This window comes from Agromyces sp. NPDC058136 (assembly GCF_042884375.1).
Lineage (GTDB): Bacteria > Actinomycetota > Actinomycetes > Actinomycetales > Microbacteriaceae > Agromyces.
On record NZ_JBHVUA010000001.1, the window covers coordinates 607,113 to 622,023 of the forward strand.

At 71.3% G+C, this 14,911-nt stretch carries 17 protein-coding genes; 8 read left to right on the forward strand and 9 right to left on the reverse strand.

The window, feature by feature from the left end; genetic code table 11:
* The first annotated feature begins 38 nt into the window (after positions 1-38).
* The 5 genes from xseA (at position 39) to ACFVTX_RS02825 (ending at position 4,460) form a co-directional block, all read left to right on the forward strand.
* Complete coding sequence (gene xseA / locus ACFVTX_RS02805) at positions 39-1,346, forward strand: exodeoxyribonuclease VII large subunit (protein ID WP_386897843.1); 1,308 nt, start codon at positions 39-41, stop codon at positions 1,344-1,346.
* Position 1,347: 1 nt separating this feature from the next.
* Positions 1,348-1,605, forward strand: coding sequence for an exodeoxyribonuclease VII small subunit (locus ACFVTX_RS02810; protein WP_386897845.1), 258 nt, complete (start codon positions 1,348-1,350; stop codon positions 1,603-1,605).
* Entirely contained in the window at positions 1,605-2,252 is a 648-nt protein-coding gene (locus tag ACFVTX_RS02815) for a DUF4245 domain-containing protein (RefSeq protein ID WP_386897847.1), read from the forward strand. Before ACFVTX_RS02810 ends, ACFVTX_RS02815 begins: the two co-directional genes overlap by 1 nt.
* Before the next feature lie 23 nt (positions 2,253-2,275).
* The gene (locus ACFVTX_RS02820; protein ID WP_386897849.1) at positions 2,276-2,950 is read left to right on the forward strand and encodes a carbonic anhydrase; all 675 of its coding nucleotides are present in this window, start codon (positions 2,276-2,278) and stop codon (positions 2,948-2,950) included.
* Positions 2,951-3,044: 94 nt separating this feature from the next.
* Entirely contained in the window at positions 3,045-4,460 is a 1,416-nt protein-coding gene (locus ACFVTX_RS02825) for a class II fumarate hydratase (RefSeq protein ID WP_386897851.1), read from the forward strand.
* A gap of 81 nt (positions 4,461-4,541) precedes the next feature.
* Here the strand turns inward: ACFVTX_RS02825 and ACFVTX_RS02830 are convergent, their stop codons facing one another.
* The 6 genes from ACFVTX_RS02830 to ACFVTX_RS02855 all read right to left on the reverse strand — a co-directional run bounded on the left by ACFVTX_RS02830 (position 4,542) and on the right by ACFVTX_RS02855 (position 9,891).
* Positions 4,542-5,222: an HAD family hydrolase gene (locus ACFVTX_RS02830; protein WP_386897853.1), complete on the reverse strand. Its 681-nt coding sequence runs from the start codon at positions 5,220-5,222 to the stop codon at positions 4,542-4,544.
* A complete protein-coding gene (locus tag ACFVTX_RS02835) occupies positions 5,219-5,620 on the reverse strand; it encodes a nuclear transport factor 2 family protein (RefSeq protein ID WP_386897854.1) in 402 nt (133 codons plus the stop codon). Before ACFVTX_RS02835 ends, ACFVTX_RS02830 begins: the two co-directional genes overlap by 4 nt.
* Before the next feature lie 83 nt (positions 5,621-5,703).
* Positions 5,704-6,201, reverse strand: coding sequence for a hypothetical protein (locus ACFVTX_RS02840; RefSeq protein ID WP_386897855.1), 498 nt, complete (start codon positions 6,199-6,201; stop codon positions 5,704-5,706).
* A gap of 116 nt (positions 6,202-6,317) precedes the next feature.
* The gene (locus ACFVTX_RS02845) at positions 6,318-7,577 is read right to left on the reverse strand and encodes a PhoH family protein (protein ID WP_386898731.1); all 1,260 of its coding nucleotides are present in this window, start codon (positions 7,575-7,577) and stop codon (positions 6,318-6,320) included.
* 328 nt (positions 7,578-7,905) lie between these two features.
* Positions 7,906-9,024 carry an aminotransferase class V-fold PLP-dependent enzyme gene (locus tag ACFVTX_RS02850; RefSeq protein WP_386897857.1) on the reverse strand — a complete coding sequence of 373 codons (1,119 nt, stop codon included), beginning with the start codon at positions 9,022-9,024 and terminating at the stop codon, positions 7,906-7,908.
* 81 nt (positions 9,025-9,105) lie between these two features.
* Complete coding sequence (locus tag ACFVTX_RS02855) at positions 9,106-9,891, reverse strand: isoprenyl transferase (protein WP_386897858.1); 786 nt, start codon at positions 9,889-9,891, stop codon at positions 9,106-9,108.
* Positions 9,892-9,966: 75 nt separating this feature from the next.
* On the opposite strand from ACFVTX_RS02855, the gene ACFVTX_RS02860 reads away from it, so the two are divergent.
* The gene (locus tag ACFVTX_RS02860; RefSeq protein WP_386897860.1) at positions 9,967-10,773 is read left to right on the forward strand and encodes a hemolysin III family protein; all 807 of its coding nucleotides are present in this window, start codon (positions 9,967-9,969) and stop codon (positions 10,771-10,773) included.
* A gap of 44 nt (positions 10,774-10,817) precedes the next feature.
* On the opposite strand, the gene ACFVTX_RS02865 is transcribed toward ACFVTX_RS02860, so the two are convergent.
* Positions 10,818-11,111: a hypothetical protein gene (locus ACFVTX_RS02865; RefSeq protein WP_386897861.1), complete on the reverse strand. Its 294-nt coding sequence runs from the start codon at positions 11,109-11,111 to the stop codon at positions 10,818-10,820.
* Between the two features lie 123 nt (positions 11,112-11,234).
* Here ACFVTX_RS02865 and ACFVTX_RS02870 point away from each other — a divergent pair, with 123 nt between their 5' ends.
* Together ACFVTX_RS02870 and greA are read left to right on the forward strand one after the other, a co-directional pair.
* Positions 11,235-11,657 carry a DUF4307 domain-containing protein gene (locus ACFVTX_RS02870; RefSeq protein ID WP_386897863.1) on the forward strand — a complete coding sequence of 141 codons (423 nt, stop codon included), beginning with the start codon at positions 11,235-11,237 and terminating at the stop codon, positions 11,655-11,657.
* A gap of 94 nt (positions 11,658-11,751) precedes the next feature.
* Positions 11,752-12,243, forward strand: coding sequence for a transcription elongation factor GreA (gene greA, locus ACFVTX_RS02875; RefSeq protein WP_386897865.1), 492 nt, complete (start codon positions 11,752-11,754; stop codon positions 12,241-12,243).
* A 97-nt stretch (positions 12,244-12,340) separates the two neighbouring features.
* Here greA and ilvA read toward each other — a convergent pair whose 3' ends face one another.
* Positions 12,341-13,579: a threonine ammonia-lyase gene (gene ilvA, locus ACFVTX_RS02880; protein ID WP_386897866.1), complete on the reverse strand. Its 1,239-nt coding sequence runs from the start codon at positions 13,577-13,579 to the stop codon at positions 12,341-12,343.
* Positions 13,576-14,817 carry an AI-2E family transporter gene (locus ACFVTX_RS02885; protein ID WP_386897867.1) on the reverse strand — a complete coding sequence of 414 codons (1,242 nt, stop codon included), beginning with the start codon at positions 14,815-14,817 and terminating at the stop codon, positions 13,576-13,578. Before ACFVTX_RS02885 ends, ilvA begins: the two co-directional genes overlap by 4 nt.
* Between the last annotated feature and the right edge of the window lie 94 nt (positions 14,818-14,911).

Consider the following 14,911-nt stretch of genomic DNA (forward strand, 5'->3'; position numbering starts at 1 on the left):
CGAGGTCGATCCGCGGGGCATCAGTCAAGCTCGTCACGATGCCAATCCTACGCGGCGCAACCTGGGCGGGCGGTCGGGAGGCCAGCGTGAGCGACGCACCGGCACCGCACGACGGCCCCGCGACGCGCGAAGCACCCTGGCCCGTCGGCCAGCTCTCGGCGAAGCTCAAGGGGTACATCGACCGGCTCGGCACCGTCTGGGTCGAGGGCGAGATCACGCAGTGGGGCGTCTCGGGCGGCAACGTCTACGGCAAGCTGAAAGACCTCGACGCCGACGCGACGGTGTCGTTCCAGATCTGGTCGTCGGTGAAATCCCGGCTCGGCGGCGACTTCAAGCAGGGCGACCGCGTCGTGGCGCTCGTGAAGCCGAACTGGTGGGTCAAGGGCGGTTCGCTCTCGATGCAGGTGTTCGAGCTCAAGCACGTCGGCCTCGGCGACCTCCTCGAACGGCTCGAGCGCCTCCGCGCGCAGCTCGCCGCCGAGGGCCTCTTCGACGTCGCGCGCAAGCGCCGGCTGCCGTTCCTGCCCGGCGTCGTCGGCCTCATCACCGGCAAAGACAGCGATGCCGAGAAGGACGTGCTGCGCAACGCCCGCCTGCGCTGGCCCGCGGTCGAGTTCCGGGTCGTGCACGCCGCCGTGCAGGGCGACCGCACGCCCGGCGAGGTCGTCGCCGCGATCGAGCGACTCGACGCCGACCCCGAGGTCGAGGTCATCATCGTGGCCCGCGGCGGCGGCGACTTCCAGAACCTCCTCGGCTTCAGCGACGAGCGCGTCGTGCGGGCCGCGGCCGCGGCATCCACCCCCATCGTCTCGGCGATCGGCCACGAAGCCGACCGCCCCCTGCTCGACGAGGTCGCCGACCTCCGCGCCTCGACGCCCACCGACGCGGCGAAGCGCGTCGTGCCCGACGTCGGCGAAGAGCTGCTGCGGGTCGAGCAGGCGCGCGCTCGCATCGCGCTGCGCCTGCGCACGCTCGTCGCGCACGAGATCGACCGCATCGGGCACCTGCGCACCCGCCCGGCCCTCGCCGACACCTCGTGGATCGTCGACCGCCGCTCCGAGGACCTCACCCGCTGGGTCGCCCGCGGCGCCGAACTCGTCGAACGTCACATCGAACGGCAGACGCTCCGCTTGGGCGAGCTCCGCGGCCACCTGCGGGCGCTCTCGCCGCAGGCGACCCTCGACCGCGGCTACGCGATCGTGCAAGGCCCCGACGGCCACGTGCTGCGCGGCCCCGCGGGCGCCCCCGAGGGCGCGGCGCTCCTGCTCACCCTCCCCGAGGGCCGTCTCGCCGCCCGCTCCGAGGGCGAAGCAGCTCCGATCGGCTCCACAGGCGACGCCGAATAAGATGGGGGCCATGCCCTCCCCCACCGAACTCGACGTGGCCGCGCTGAGCTACGAGCAGGCCCGCGACGAACTGGTGCGCGTCGTCGGCGAACTCGAACAGGGTTCGGCGACGCTCGAGCAGTCGCTCGCCCTGTGGGAGCGCGGCGAAGCGCTCGCCGCCCGCTGCGAGGAGTGGCTCATCGGCGCGAAAGCACGCCTCGACGCGGCCCGCGCGGGCGCCGTGGCATCCGACGCGCCCGTCGACGGCGGCGCCGCCTGATGGCCGCCCGCGAACGCGCCCCCCGCGTCGTCGCCGAACTCGGCCGGCCCGAGACGCCTGAAGAGACCGCGGCCCGCAAGGCCGAGAACTCGATCAAGCACCGCCAGCGGCAGACGACGAAGAACCTCGTGCTCGCGCTCGGCGCGAGCCTCGCGCTCGTCGTCGTGATCGTGCTGCTCGTGCCCCGCAGCGACACCCCGCTCGAACGAGACGTCGACGTCGCGCAGGTCGCCGAGCAGGCGCAGATCGCCACCGACGACCCCATCGTCGTGCCCGAGCTCTCCGAGGGCTGGCGGGCGAACGCCGCCGAGCTGCGCACCAGCCAGACCGACGGCGTGACCGCCTGGTACATCGGCTACCTCACCCCGAGCGACGAGTACCTCGGCGTCTACCAGGGCTTCGACGCGAACCCGACGTGGGTCTCCGAGCTCCTCGCCCGCACGCTCGCGACCGGCACGACGACGATCGACGGCATCGAGTGGACGATCTACGACAACCGCGACACCGACGACGACGTCGGCAACGCGCGGTACGCACTCACCACCGAGTCGGGCGGCAGCACCTTCGTGCTGCTCGGCACGGCCACCCCCGACGAGTTCACCGAACTCGCGACGGCCATCGCCCCGACGGTCGACGCGCAGGACTAGCCCGCACCACGACGAGGAGCCACGTGACCGAGCAGCAGAACGTCCCGACCGCCCAGCGGCCCGACACCCCGGCGGCCACGTGGCGCGAACTGCGTCTCGGCAACGAGCGCTTCATCTCGGGCAAGCCCGAGCACCCCCGTCAGGACATCGACCGGCGCACCTCGCTCGCGCACACCCAGCGCCCGATGGTCGCGATCTTCGGGTGCAGCGACTCGCGCCTCTCGGCCGAGATCATCTTCGACGTCGGCCTCGGCGACGCCTTCGTCGTGCGCAACGCCGGGCAGGTCGTCTCGCCGTCGGCGCTCGGCTCGCTCGAGTACGCCGTCGGCATCCTGCACGTGCCCGTCGTCGTCGTGCTCGCCCACGACGAGTGCGGCGCGGTGCGCGCAGCGATCGACTCCCAGGCGCCCGACGCGGCGCCGCTGCCCTCGTTCATCGGCGGCCTCGTCGAGAAGATCGTTCCCGCCGTGCGCAAGGTCGCAGGCAGCAGCACCGACGCCGACGGCGCGATCGACCCCGCGCACGTCGACGCCGGCTACGTCGGCCGCGAGCATCTGCGCAACACCGTGACCGAGCTGGTGGAGAGCTCCGAGATGATCAGCGACGCGATCGCAGCGGGTACGCTGGCTATCGTCGGCGCGAACTACCGCCTGTTCGAGGGTCGCGTCGAGACCGACATCGTCCTCGGTCGTATCTGACGCCGCTTCGAGCGTCTCCCCGCCGGCGCGGCCGGCACCGAAGCCTCCGAAGCACTGCAGCTACCGAAGCATCGCAACCGAAAGGGAACACACCGTGGTGGACAACGCCGCCGACTACCGCATCGAGCACGACACGATGGGCGAGGTGCGGGTTCCCGCCCGCGCCCTGTACCGCGCGCAGACGCAGCGCGCCGTCGAGAACTTCCCCATCTCGGGGGCCGGTCTCGAGCCGCAGCAGATCCAGGCGCTCGCGCGCATCAAGAAGGCCGCCGCACAGGCGAACGCGCAGCTCGGCGTGCTCGACGCGGGCATCGCCCAGGCGATCGCGGCTGCGGCCGACGAGGTCATCTCGGGTGCGCACGGCTTCACCGAGCACTTCCCGGTCGACGTGTACCAGACCGGTTCGGGCACGAGCTCGAACATGAACATGAACGAGGTGCTCGCGACCCTCGCGACCACCAAGCTCGGCAACCCGGTGCACCCGAACGACCACGTCAACGCCTCGCAGTCGTCGAACGACGTGTTCCCCACCTCGGTGCACATCGCCGTGACGGCCGCCCTCATCGACGACCTCATCCCCGCGCTCGACCACCTCGCCGTCGCCCTCGAGGCGAAGGCCGTGCTCTGGGCCGACGTCGTCAAGGCCGGCCGCACCCACCTGATGGACGCGACGCCCGTCACCCTCGGCCAGGAGTTCGGCGGCTACGCCCGCCAGGTGCGCCTCGGCATCGAGCGCGTGCGCACGGCGCTCCCCCGCGTCGCAGAGGTCCCGCTCGGCGGCACCGCCGTCGGCACCGGCATCAACACCCCCGCGGGCTTCCCGCAGCTCGTCATCGAGCTGCTGCAGCGCGACACCGAGCTGCCCATCACCGAGGCGGCCGACCACTTCGAGGCGCAGGCCAACCGCGACGGCCTCGTCGACGCGTCGGGCGCGCTGCGCACGATCGCCGTGAGCCTCACGAAGATCGCCAACGACCTCCGCTGGATGGGCTCCGGCCCGAACACCGGTCTCGGCGAGCTCCACATCCCCGACCTGCAGCCGGGATCGTCGATCATGCCGGGCAAGGTCAACCCCGTCGTCCCCGAGGCCGTGCTCATGGTGTGCGCGCGCGTCATCGGCAACGACGCGACCATCGCCTGGGGCGGCGCCTCCGGTGCGTTCGAGCTCAACGTGCAGATCCCCGTCATGGGCACCGCGCTCCTCGAGTCGATCCGCCTGCTCGCCAACTCGGTGCGCGTGCTCGCCGACAAGACGATCGACGGCCTCGAGGCCAACGTCGAGCGTGCGACCGCCCTCGCCGGCATGTCGCCCTCGATCGTGACCCCGCTCAACAAGCTCATCGGGTACGAGGCCGCCGCGAAGATCGCGAAGCACTCGGTCGCCAAGGGCATCACCGTGCGCGAGGCCGTCATCGACCTCGGTTACGTCGAGCGCGGCGACCTCACCGAAGCGCAGCTCGACAGCGCCCTCGACCTCCTGTCGATGACGCGCCCGCCGCAGGCGAAGTAGCCTTCGCAGCATCTCGGATGCCCCGTGCCGGTCTCGGCACGGGGCATCCGTCGTCTCGGGGTGTCGTCGGCGACCTCCGCCTCAACCGACACCGATGGCATCGAGGTCACCGTCGACGAACCGGAGGATCTCAGGGGCCGCATCGGCGAGCGTCGCGAAGTGACGGTGCGCGCCCTCGATCGGGACGGCGCGATTCACGCTCCAGACGGTCATTCGGGCCGCGAGACCGGCCGCGACGCCCGACGGCGAGTCCTCGACGACGAGGCAGTCGACCGGGCGCGCGTCGAGCCGCTCGGCGGCCAGGAGGTACGGGTCGGGCGCGGGCTTGCCTCGCCCGGTCGCGGCGTTGTCGACGACGACCGTCGGCGCGGGCAGCCCGAGCCGGGCGAAGCGCCGCACGACCCGGCCCTCGGCGTTCGACGTGACGACGGCCCAGGCTCCCCGCGGCAGCGCGGTGAGCAGTTCGTCGGCCCCCGGGATGCCGCAGAGCTCGCCGTGTTCGGCCTCGGCGTCTTCGAGCGAGTCGAACTCGGCGATGCTCGCCGCGACCTCGGACGCCGGCAGGAACTCGGACGCCGTCTCGAGCGGCCGGGTACGGAGGGCGACGTCGTAGACCCGATCGGGGTCGAGACCGCGCTGCTCGGCCCAGGCCCGCCAGATGCGGCGCTGCCCGTCGAGCGCGTCGAGCAGGGTGCCGTCGACGTCGAACAGCACCGCCCGCGCGGGACCCCTGGTGCCCGCCTCGTGGTGACGCTCGCTCACTCGGCGTCGATCATCGGCTCGACCCACGGGCGCCGCCACTCCGGCGCCGGGTCACCGCCCCGCGTCGTCCAGTACTCGCGGCCCTCGGTGATGAGCCCGTCGCGCACCCGCCAGAAGGAGGCGGCGCGGAACACGCCCACGCCCTCGTGCGGCACCTCGACCTCGGAGACCACCCGGTCGCCGTCGGCGACGATCGACAGGATGCGGATCGACCAGCCCTCGGGGTACTCGGCGTTGACGGCGACGAAGTTCTCGGCGCCTGCGATGCGCTCGAGCGAGGCATACCAGTCGACCACGAGTTCGTCGGAGAGCAGGGCGCGCACGCCGAGCCAGTCGCGGGCCTGCATCCTCGTCCAGAAGGCCTCGATCACGTCGGCGGGTATCGGGTCGGGCTCCATGCTCCCATCCTGTCGCGCCCCGCCGACATCGCGCCGACGACCGTTGCGCGCGCGCGTCGACCGCCGCGACCCGGGCGTCGGGCTCAGGCGGTCGCCGCACGACGACGCGCGAGCGCGACGAGCGCCGCGCACCCCGCGACGACCAGCAGTGCGACACCGGCCCCTGCGAACACGCCGATGGTGGTGCCCCGCGAGCCGGCGAGCGGCGCGTACCCGCCGTCCTCGGCGATGAAGTAGAAGGTGAAGCCGAGCGGGAACGCGGCGACGAACGCACCGAGCGCGACGAACCCGAGGAGTCCGGCGATGATCGCCACGGCACGTGCTGGGCCCGGCGACCGGCCGAGCGCACGAACCGCGACGACCGTGAGCGCGATCGCGCCGGCGACCCAGAGCAGCACGAACAGGGAGCCGCCCAGGATCTCGCCCGCCCCGTCGGCATAGAGGCGCCCGAGATCGGCGGTGACCGTCTCGGCCGGCTCGACGAGGTAGATCGCGATGAGCCCCGCCGCCAGCAGCACGCCGACGATCACGGCGAGCGGCACGGCGAACGGCGAACGGGGCTGGCGCGAGGCATCCGGCATGCCTCACCGTACCAACCCGCCCGGGAGGAGTTCGCACGATCGGGAGGGCCCGATCGGCGAACCGCTCCTCACGATCGTGCGAACTCCTCCGAACCGCGCGCCGTGAGGCCCCGCCCCTACGTCAGCTCGGCCCCGTCGAGCACCTCGGCCACGAGGGCCGCGATCGCGGAGCGCTCGCTTCTCGTGAGCGTGATGTGGGCGAAGAGGGGATGCCCCTTCAGCGTCTCGATGACGCTCGCGATGCCGTCGTGGCGACCGACCCGCAGGTTGTCGCGCTGGGCGACGTCGTGGGTGAGCACGACCCGCGAGTTCTGGCCGATGCGGCTGAGCACGGTGAGGAGCACGTTGCGTTCGAGCGACTGCGCCTCGTCGACGATCACGAAGGCGTCGTGCAGCGACCGCCCGCGGATGTGCGTGAGCGGCAGCACCTCGAGGATGCCGCGGTCGACCACCTCGTCGAGCACGTTGTCGCTGACGACCGAGCCGAGGGTGTCGAACACCGCCTGCCCCCAGGGGTTCATCTTCTCGCCCTGGTCGCCGGGCAGGTAGCCGAGCTCCTGGCCGCCGACCGCGTAGAGCGGGCGGAACACCATGATCTTCTTGTGCTGCTGCCGTTCGAGCACCATCTCGAGCCCCGCGCACAGTGCAAGCGCCGACTTTCCGGTGCCTGCCCGCCCGCCGAGGGAGAGGATGCCGACCTCGGGGTCGAGCAGCAGGTCGATCGCGAGCCGCTGCTCGGCCGAGCGGCCGTGCACCCCGAACACGTCGCGGTCGCCGCGCACGAGCTTCACCTCGCGTTCGCCGACGACGCGGCCGAGCGCCGACCCCCGGTCGGAGTGGATGACGAGGCCCGTGTTCACGGGCATCCCCTCGACCTCCTTCGTGGTCATCGACTCGTGCTCGTACAGCGAGGCCATCTCGTTCGAGCCGAGGGAGAGCTCGGCCATGCCCGTCCAGCCGGAGTCGAGGGCGAGCTCATGCCGGTACTCCTGCGCGTCGAGGCCGATCGAGGCGGCCTTGACGCGGAGCGGCAGGTCCTTCGAGACGACCGTGACGGGCACGCCGTCCTGCTGGAGGTTCGCCGCGCAGGCGAGGATCCGGGAGTCGTTGTCGCCGAGCTGGAGCCCGCTCGGCAGCACCTTCGGGCTCGAGTGGTTGAGCTCGACGCGGAGCGAGCCGCCGTCGCCGACGGGGATCGGGAAGTCGAGCCGCTCGTGCGCGACGCGCAGCTCGTCGAGGATCCGCAGCGACTGCCGCGCGAAGTAGCCGATCTCGGGGTCGTTGCGCTTCGCCTCGAGCTCGGTGATGACCACCACGGGCAGCACCACCGCGTGCTCGGCGAAGTTGAAGAGTGCACGCGGATCGCTCAACAGCACAGAGGTGTCGAGGACGTACGTGCGCTCGGCCTGTGCGACGCGCTCGCGCGCCTCGGAACGACCGACCGATTCAGGAGAAACCGATGACGCCACAACCGCTCCCGCCCCGAGCCTCAGCCCGGTTCACAAGTCGACCGGCGATTCCTCCGTAGTCGGTTTCGAGGCCGACTCGAACGGGCGATCTGCCCGTTGAGCCGAACCTACGTCTGCGGCGCCCGAACCGCGGAAGCGACACGCGGAACGTCATCTGCAGTTCACATTCGGCGCGAAGCGCACGGGCGGATGCCACGGGGCCGGCCCCGTGGCATCCGCCCGTCGGTTTCGCGGCTCAGTAGCTGGCGGCCGTCGAGTACGAGACGAACGCGGCGCGCAGCATCTCGAAGGTCTCGTCGCTGGTCGCGGCGTGGATCGAGAGGCGAACCTGCCCGAGGCGGGTCGTCGCGGTCACGCCGTGGTTGTGCAGCGACGCCGAGAGCAGGGTGACCTGCTCGGCGGGCGGCTCGAGCACGACGATTCCGGCGCGCTCCTGCTCGTCGCGCGAGGAGACGACGGCGATCGCGTACTCGTCGGCGAGTTCGATCGCCCGGCTCACCCGCTCGGCCATCGCGGCGTTGATTTCACCGACGCCGGTGGCGTGGATCTCTTCGAGCGCCGCGGCGAAGCGGGCCTGCGCGAGGGGGTCGGGGTTCGAGATGCGGTAGGCGCGCGCGTCGGGCGCAGGCGGCGGCACATGGCCCCACGGCATCGGCTCGTCCGTCCCGCTGAAGCCCGAGAACACGGGCACGAGCCGTTCGAGCGCCCGGTCGGAGAGGGCGAGGAGGCCGGTGCCCCACCCGGCGCGGCACCACTTCTGCCCGCCGGTGACGACGACGTCGGCGACCTGCCATGGAGCATCCACGACGCCGAAGCCCTGGATCGCGTCGACGATGAGCAGCCGGTCGCCGATCACCTGGCGGATGCCCTCGATGTCGCAGAGGTAGCCGGTGCGCGAGTCGACGAGGCTCACCGCGACGGCGGCGACGTTCTGCTCGAGCTGTTCGCGGATCTGCCCGGGCGTGACCTTGCCGTGGTCGGTCTCGAGCCACACGGGCTGCACGGTGTGCAGCGCTTCCTGCGCGCGCACGGCGCCGATGGGCAGGCTCGGGAACTCCTCGGCCGAGAGCAGCACTCCCCCGGTGAGGCCGAACATGGCGTGCATGACGCCCGTGGTGGTGTTCGGCTCGAAGACGATCTGCTCGGTGGTGAAGCCGGTCACCGCGGCGGCCGCGGCGCGCACCCGGTCGTCCTGCTCGGTGAAGGCGTCCAGGCTGCCGTGCCGGGCGCGCTGGAGCACCTGCGTGAACGCGAGCACCTCTTCGGCGGCGGCCGTCGACATCGGCCCCACCCGGCCGTAGTCGAGGTAGCCGGGTTCTTCGGTGAACCCGTCGTTGAAAGCTTCGATGGTCACGTGAGGTGCCCCCTTCTCCGTCGAACATCCTTGCAGAACAGGGGGATGCCCCGCAGCATCGCCCGTCGAAGGATCGCCGGGTCACCCGCCGAATCGACGGTGGCGCTTGGTGTAGTCGCGGAGCGCGCGAAGGAAGTCGACCTTGCGCAGATCGGGCCCGAGCGCCTCGACGAAGTAGAACTCGCTGTGCGCCGACTGCCACAGCATGAAGTCGCTGAGCCGCTGCTCGCCCGAGGTGCGGATGACGAGGTCGGGGTCGGGCTGGCCGCCCGTGTAGAGGTGCTCGCCGATGAGGTCGGGGGTGAGCCGCTCGGCCAGGTCTTCCAGGCTGCGCCCCTCGGCGTGGTGGGCGGCGACGATCGACCGCATCGCGTCGGTGATCTCGGTGCGGCCGCCGTACCCGACCGCGAGGTTGACGTGGAGGCCGTGCTTGTCGTCGGTGCGGTGCTCGGCGGCGTCGAGCGCGGCCACGAGCGGTTCGGGGAGCCCGGCGTCGCTGCCGACGTGCTGCACCCGCCAGTCGCGGTAGTGGCTGAGCTCTTCGGCGAGTTCGGCGATGATCTCGATGAGATCGGCGAGCTCGTCGCTCGGGCGGTTGCCGAGGTTGTCGCTCGAGAGCAGGTAGAGGGTGACGACCTTGACGCCGAGATCGTCGCACCACTCGAGGAACTCGCGCATCTTCGCCGCACCGGCGCGGTGCCCGTGCGCGGCGCTGTCGAAGCCGAGCTGCTTCGCCCAGCGGCGATTGCCGTCGATGATCATCGCGACGTGGCGCGGGAGGGCTGCGGGGTCGAGTCCGCGACGGAGCCGGTTCTGATAGAGCCGGTAGAGGATCCCGCGACCGAGGGGCTGATCGCTCGTCTGCACGGGACTACGCTACCCCCTTACGCCCGGCGCCGAACTCACAGCCGGCCGTGACCGGCGAGGCTCTACGCTGTGACCATGACCCCCGAGCGCCGCCGCGAACCCGCCGACTTCGTCGAAGGGTTGACGCGCCCGGTCGCCCCCGACGACCCCGCCGACGCGGCCCTCGACCCCGAGCAGCACGGCCCCGATCTGCCGAACATCCCGCTGCTCGACGACTCGCTCACCCACGCCGCCGAAGAGGTCAAGCCGACCTGGCGCGGCTGGATCCACGCCGGGACGTTCCCGGTGACGATCGTCGCCGGCATCGTGCTCATCGTGCTCGCCGAAGGCGCCCCGGCGAAGTGGGCCTCCGCGGTCTTCGTGCTCTCCTCGATGCTCCTCTTCGGCAACTCGGCGCTCTACCACCGCATCAACTGGAAGCCGAAGACGAAGCTCGCGCTCAAGCGCGTCGACCACGCCAACATCTTCCTGCTCATCGCCGGCACGTACACGCCCCTCGCGGTGCTGGCGCTGCCGCCCGAGAAGGGGTGGCTGCTGCTCGCCGTCGTCTGGGCCGGGGCGCTCGCGGGCATCTGCTTCCGCGTGTTCTGGATCACGGCGCCGCGCTGGCTCTACGTCGCGCTGTACCTGCTGCTCGGCTGGGCGGCCGTGATGTACATGGGCGACCTGCTCGCGGCGAACCTCGCGATGATGGTGCTCGTCATCGTCGGCGGACTCTTCTACACCGGCGGCGCGATCGTGTACGCCCTCAAGAAGCCGAACCCGTGGCCCGGCGTCTTCGGGTTCCACGAGATCTTCCACACCTGCACGGTGCTGGCGTTCATGTGCCACTGGACGGCGACGCTGCTCATCGCGATGGCACCGGCGTACCACCTCGGCTGAGGTTCGATCGGCCCTTGCCGGGTCTTTCGCGACCCTCGGCCGGGTCAGCCCCGCTCGGGTCCGTCGCCCTCGCCCGGCAGCTCGCCCGAGGCATCCGTCGCCTGGCCGTCGGCGCCGCCGAACGCCGCTTCGTCTGCGGCGGCAGCCTCGGCGGCCGCCTCGGCCTCGAGCTCGGCCCGCACCTGCGCACGGTAGTTGGTGCGCCGGATGCGCCGCACCATGTCGAGGATGAGCAGCAGCACCACGACCATGATGACGAACGTCACGACGAAGCCCCACACGCCGGGGGTGACCGTGTTCGGGTCGAACTCGTCCTTCTCGGAGGCGAGAGCGCTCATCGGGAGGAGCGCAGAGCGGACGGAATCGACGAGCATCGGGAGCCTTTCAAGGACGGACACGGCTTTCAGGGGGCGGCGTTAGGCTTGATGCAGCCTAGTCGATCCACCTCTGAAGGAGCCCGGGTGCCCACCCAGACCGACGCACCCGCGAGTGCGCAGCTCGACGATCGCTACGGACGCAACCGTCGCAACCGCTCCCGCGACCGCTTCCTGCTCATCGGCGGTGCGATCGCGTGCGCGATCGTGCTCATCGCGTGGGTCGTCTGGGCCGGCCTCGACGGGCAGAAGCCGCAGGTCGAGGTCACCGACACCGGCCACCGCCTCATGAACGACGAACGCCTCGTCGAGGTGAGCTGGAACCTCTCGGTGCCGCCCGGCAACGAGACGGCCTGCATCGTGCAGGCGCTCAACGAGGATTTCACGGTCGTCGGCTGGCGGGTGATCGAGGTTCCGGCCTCCGATCAGCACATCCGTGCGCTCACCGAGACCGTGCGCACCGCTCAGGAGGCGAACACGGGTTTGATTTACCGCTGCTGGCTCACCTAACATGGGTCATTCGCCCTGAACGTTGTTCGGGGCGACACGTCTATCCGGCGTGCCGACGCCCGAATCGGGCTATCCCTACACAGGAGTGTGCATCATGGCGCAGGACGCCACCGTCACCTGGCTCACCCAGGAGGCCCACGACCGCCTCGCGGCGGAACTCGAGCAGCTCTCGACCTCGGGTCGTGAAGAGATCGCGAAGCGCATCGAAGCGGCACGCGAAGAGGGCGACCTCAAGGAGAACGGCGGCTACCACGCCGCGAAGGACGAGCAGGGCAAGATCGAGGCCCGCATCCGCCAGCTCAAGGGGCTGCTGAAGACCGCCGAGGTCGGCGACGCTCCCGCGTCGAAGGGCATCGTCGAGTCGGGCACCGTCATCACCGCGATCATCGCGGGCGACGAAGAGACCTTCCTCATCGGCAGCCGCGAGATCGCGGGCGACTCCGAGCTCGACGTGTGGAGCGAGCAGTCGCCGCTCGGCGCGGCGATCCTCGGCCTCGCGGTCGGTGCGAAGACGAGCTACACCGCCCCGAACGGGCGCGAGATCGCGGTCGAGATCACGGCCGTCGACACCTGGGGCGGCCAGTAGGCGGCGCCTCACCCCGAGTACGCGAAGAGCGGATGCCACCGGCATCCGCTCTTCGTCGTTCAGGAGACCGCGTGCGACCCCCGGCAACCGCGCGCGGTCAGTCGTCGAGGACGACGGGGTCGTAGCCGGCACGGCGCAGCGTCTCGACGACCTCCGCGCGGTGCGCGGGGCCGCGCGTCTCGACCGAGATGTCGATCTCGACCTCGGAGATCTGCATGCCGCGACCGTGCCGCGTGTGCATGACCTCGACGACGTTCGCGTGCGTGCCCGCGACGAGTTCGGCGACGCGCACGAGCTGCCCCGGGCGGTCGGGCAGGCCCAGCCGCACCGTGAGATAGCGGCCGGAGGCCGCGAGGCCGTGCGCGATGACGCGCTGCATGAGCAGCGGGTCGATGTTGCCGCCCGAGAGCACCGCGACCGCGGGGCCGTCGTTCGGCACGGCGCCCGTCATGATCGCCGCGACGGCGACCGCGCCGGCCGGCTCGACCACGAGCTTCGCGCGCTCGAGCAGCACGAGCAGTGCGCGGGCGATGTCGTCCTCGCCGACCGTGACGACCTCGTCGATCGTCTCGCGGATGATCTCGAAGTTCAGCTCGCCGGGGCGGTACACCGCGATGCCGTCGGCGATGGTCGGCACGACGGGCACCTGCTGCGGCGATCCGGCCGCGAGGGATGCCACGTAGGGGGCCGCGTTCTGGGCCTGCACGCCGATCACCCGGATCGTGCGGCCTTCGGCCGCGGCGCGCTGCTTCACGGCGCTCGCGATGCCGGCCGCGAGACCGCCGCCGCCGATCGGCACGACGATGGTCGTCGCGTCGGGCGCCTGCTCGAGGAGTTCGAGGCCGAGCGTGCCCTGGCCCGCGACGACGTCGTGGTGGTCGAACGGCGGGATGATGACGGCGCCCGTCTCGTCGGCGAACGCGGCCGCCGCATCGAGCGTCTCGCCGATGGAGGCGCCCGCGAGCACGACGTCGGCGCCGTACGCGCGGGTCGCCTCGAGCTTCGGGAGGGCGACGCCGACGGGCATGAAGATCGTCGCGCGGATGCCGAGCTCGCGCGCGGCGAACGCGACGCCCTGGGCGTGGTTGCCGGCCGAGGCGGCCACGACTCCCCTGCCCCGCTCCTCCTCGCTCAGTGCGGAGAGGCGGTTGTAGGCCCCGCGGAGCTTGTAGGAGCCGGTGCGCTGCAGGTTCTCGCACTTGAGGCGCACCGGCGCGCCGAAGAGGCGCTCGAGGTGCCTCGACGACTCCATCGGCGTCTGCCGGGCGACTCGCGCGACGACCGCGCGCGCGGCTTCGAACTCGGCGAGGCTCGGCCCCGCGACGGTGGTGCTCAACTCGTTGGTTCTCCTCGGAATCCGGGCCGCTGGGGCACGGTGCGCCAGAGCGGAGATCGCACGTCGGCGGTGGACGGTGGCGCGTCGTCCTTCCACGCCCCGCCGGAGACGTAGAGGATCATGACGTTGACGACGGCGGCGACGGGCACAGCGAAGAGCGCACCGGGGATGCCGGCGAGCAGCGACCCCGTCGCCACCGCGAGCACGACGCCGAGCGGGTGCACCTTGACCGCGGTCCCCATGATGAGGGGCTGCAGCACATGGCCCTCGACCTGCTGCACGAGCAGCACGATGCCGAGCATGATGACGGCGGGCCAGAGTCCGTTGTAGACGAGCGCGACGAACACCGCGAGCGCGCCCGTGACGACCGCGCCGACGATCGGGATGAACGAGCCGAGGAAGACGAGGATCGCGATCGGGACGGCGAGGGGCACCCCGAGCAGCAGGGCGCCGAGTCCGATGCCGATGGCATCGATCGTCGCGACGAGGATCTGCACCTTGACGAAGTTCTGCAGGGTCGTCCAGCCGGCCCCTCCGGCGCCGTCGACGGCGGCGCGGGCGCGTCGCGGGAAGATCCCGACGATCCAGTTCCAGATGCCGCGGCCGTCGATGAGCATGAAGAGCGTCGCGAAGAGGGCGAGCAGCATACCGGCGAGGAAGTGGCCGAGGCTCGAGCCGACCGACAGCGCGCCGCTCCAGACGATGCCCAGGTCCTGCTGCACGGCCGAGACCGCGCGATCGACCAGGTCGTTGAGCTGGGCCTCGGTGATGTGCAACGGCCCTTCGAGGAGCCACTCGCGGAACTTCTCCCAGGCGACGAGCGACTGCGCGGCGAGCTCGTCGGCGCCGCGGGCGATCTGCCAGATGCCGAGCGTGAGCAGGCCCCCGACGACGGCGAGGGCCGAGAGCATCGCCGTCGCGACGGCGAGCCACTTGGGCCAGCGGTGGCGCTGGAGGAAGCCCGAGAACGGGACCAGGAGGGCGCTGAGCAGCACGGCCACGAGGATCGGGATGACGATCAGCCGGAGCTGGATGATGAGGAAGACCACGACCGCGAGCACGCCGCCGACGAGGAGCAGGCGCCACGACCACGCGCCCGCGAGCCGCATGCCGAAGGGGATCGACTCGACCGGGTCGCGCACGGGCTCGGCGGGCTTCGGCGAGGGCTCGGCCGCACGCTCGGCCCACCGTCGCGACCATCGGCCGCGCTTCCCCGCCCCACCAGTCGAGTCCGCCATTGCACCAGTCTAGGCACCGCGTATGCGCGGTTCGGCATGTCGACTGCGACGAGCTCGTGAACGGCGAGCGCAGTGTCGGTCGTCAGCGATAGCG

Excerpts from the sequence above, each read along its gene's own strand:
- ACFVTX_RS02840 (WP_386897855.1), bottom strand. The coding sequence starts at position 6,201 with ATGCCGGATGCCTCGCGCCAGCCCCGTTCGCCGTTCGCCGTGCCGCTC.
- ACFVTX_RS02860 (WP_386897860.1), top strand. The coding sequence starts at position 9,967 with ATGACCCCCGAGCGCCGCCGCGAACCCGCCGACTTCGTCGAAGGGTTG.
- ACFVTX_RS02835 (WP_386897854.1), bottom strand. The coding sequence starts at position 5,620 with ATGGAGCCCGACCCGATACCCGCCGACGTGATCGAGGCCTTCTGGACG.
- ACFVTX_RS02810 (WP_386897845.1), top strand. The coding sequence starts at position 1,348 with ATGGGGGCCATGCCCTCCCCCACCGAACTCGACGTGGCCGCGCTGAGC.
- ACFVTX_RS02815 (WP_386897847.1), top strand. The coding sequence starts at position 1,605 with ATGGCCGCCCGCGAACGCGCCCCCCGCGTCGTCGCCGAACTCGGCCGG.
- greA (WP_386897865.1), top strand. The coding sequence starts at position 11,752 with ATGGCGCAGGACGCCACCGTCACCTGGCTCACCCAGGAGGCCCACGAC.
- xseA (WP_386897843.1), top strand. The coding sequence starts at position 39 with ATGCCAATCCTACGCGGCGCAACCTGGGCGGGCGGTCGGGAGGCCAGC.
- ACFVTX_RS02865 (WP_386897861.1), bottom strand. The coding sequence starts at position 11,111 with ATGAGCGCTCTCGCCTCCGAGAAGGACGAGTTCGACCCGAACACGGTC.
- ACFVTX_RS02885 (WP_386897867.1), bottom strand. The coding sequence starts at position 14,817 with ATGGCGGACTCGACTGGTGGGGCGGGGAAGCGCGGCCGATGGTCGCGA.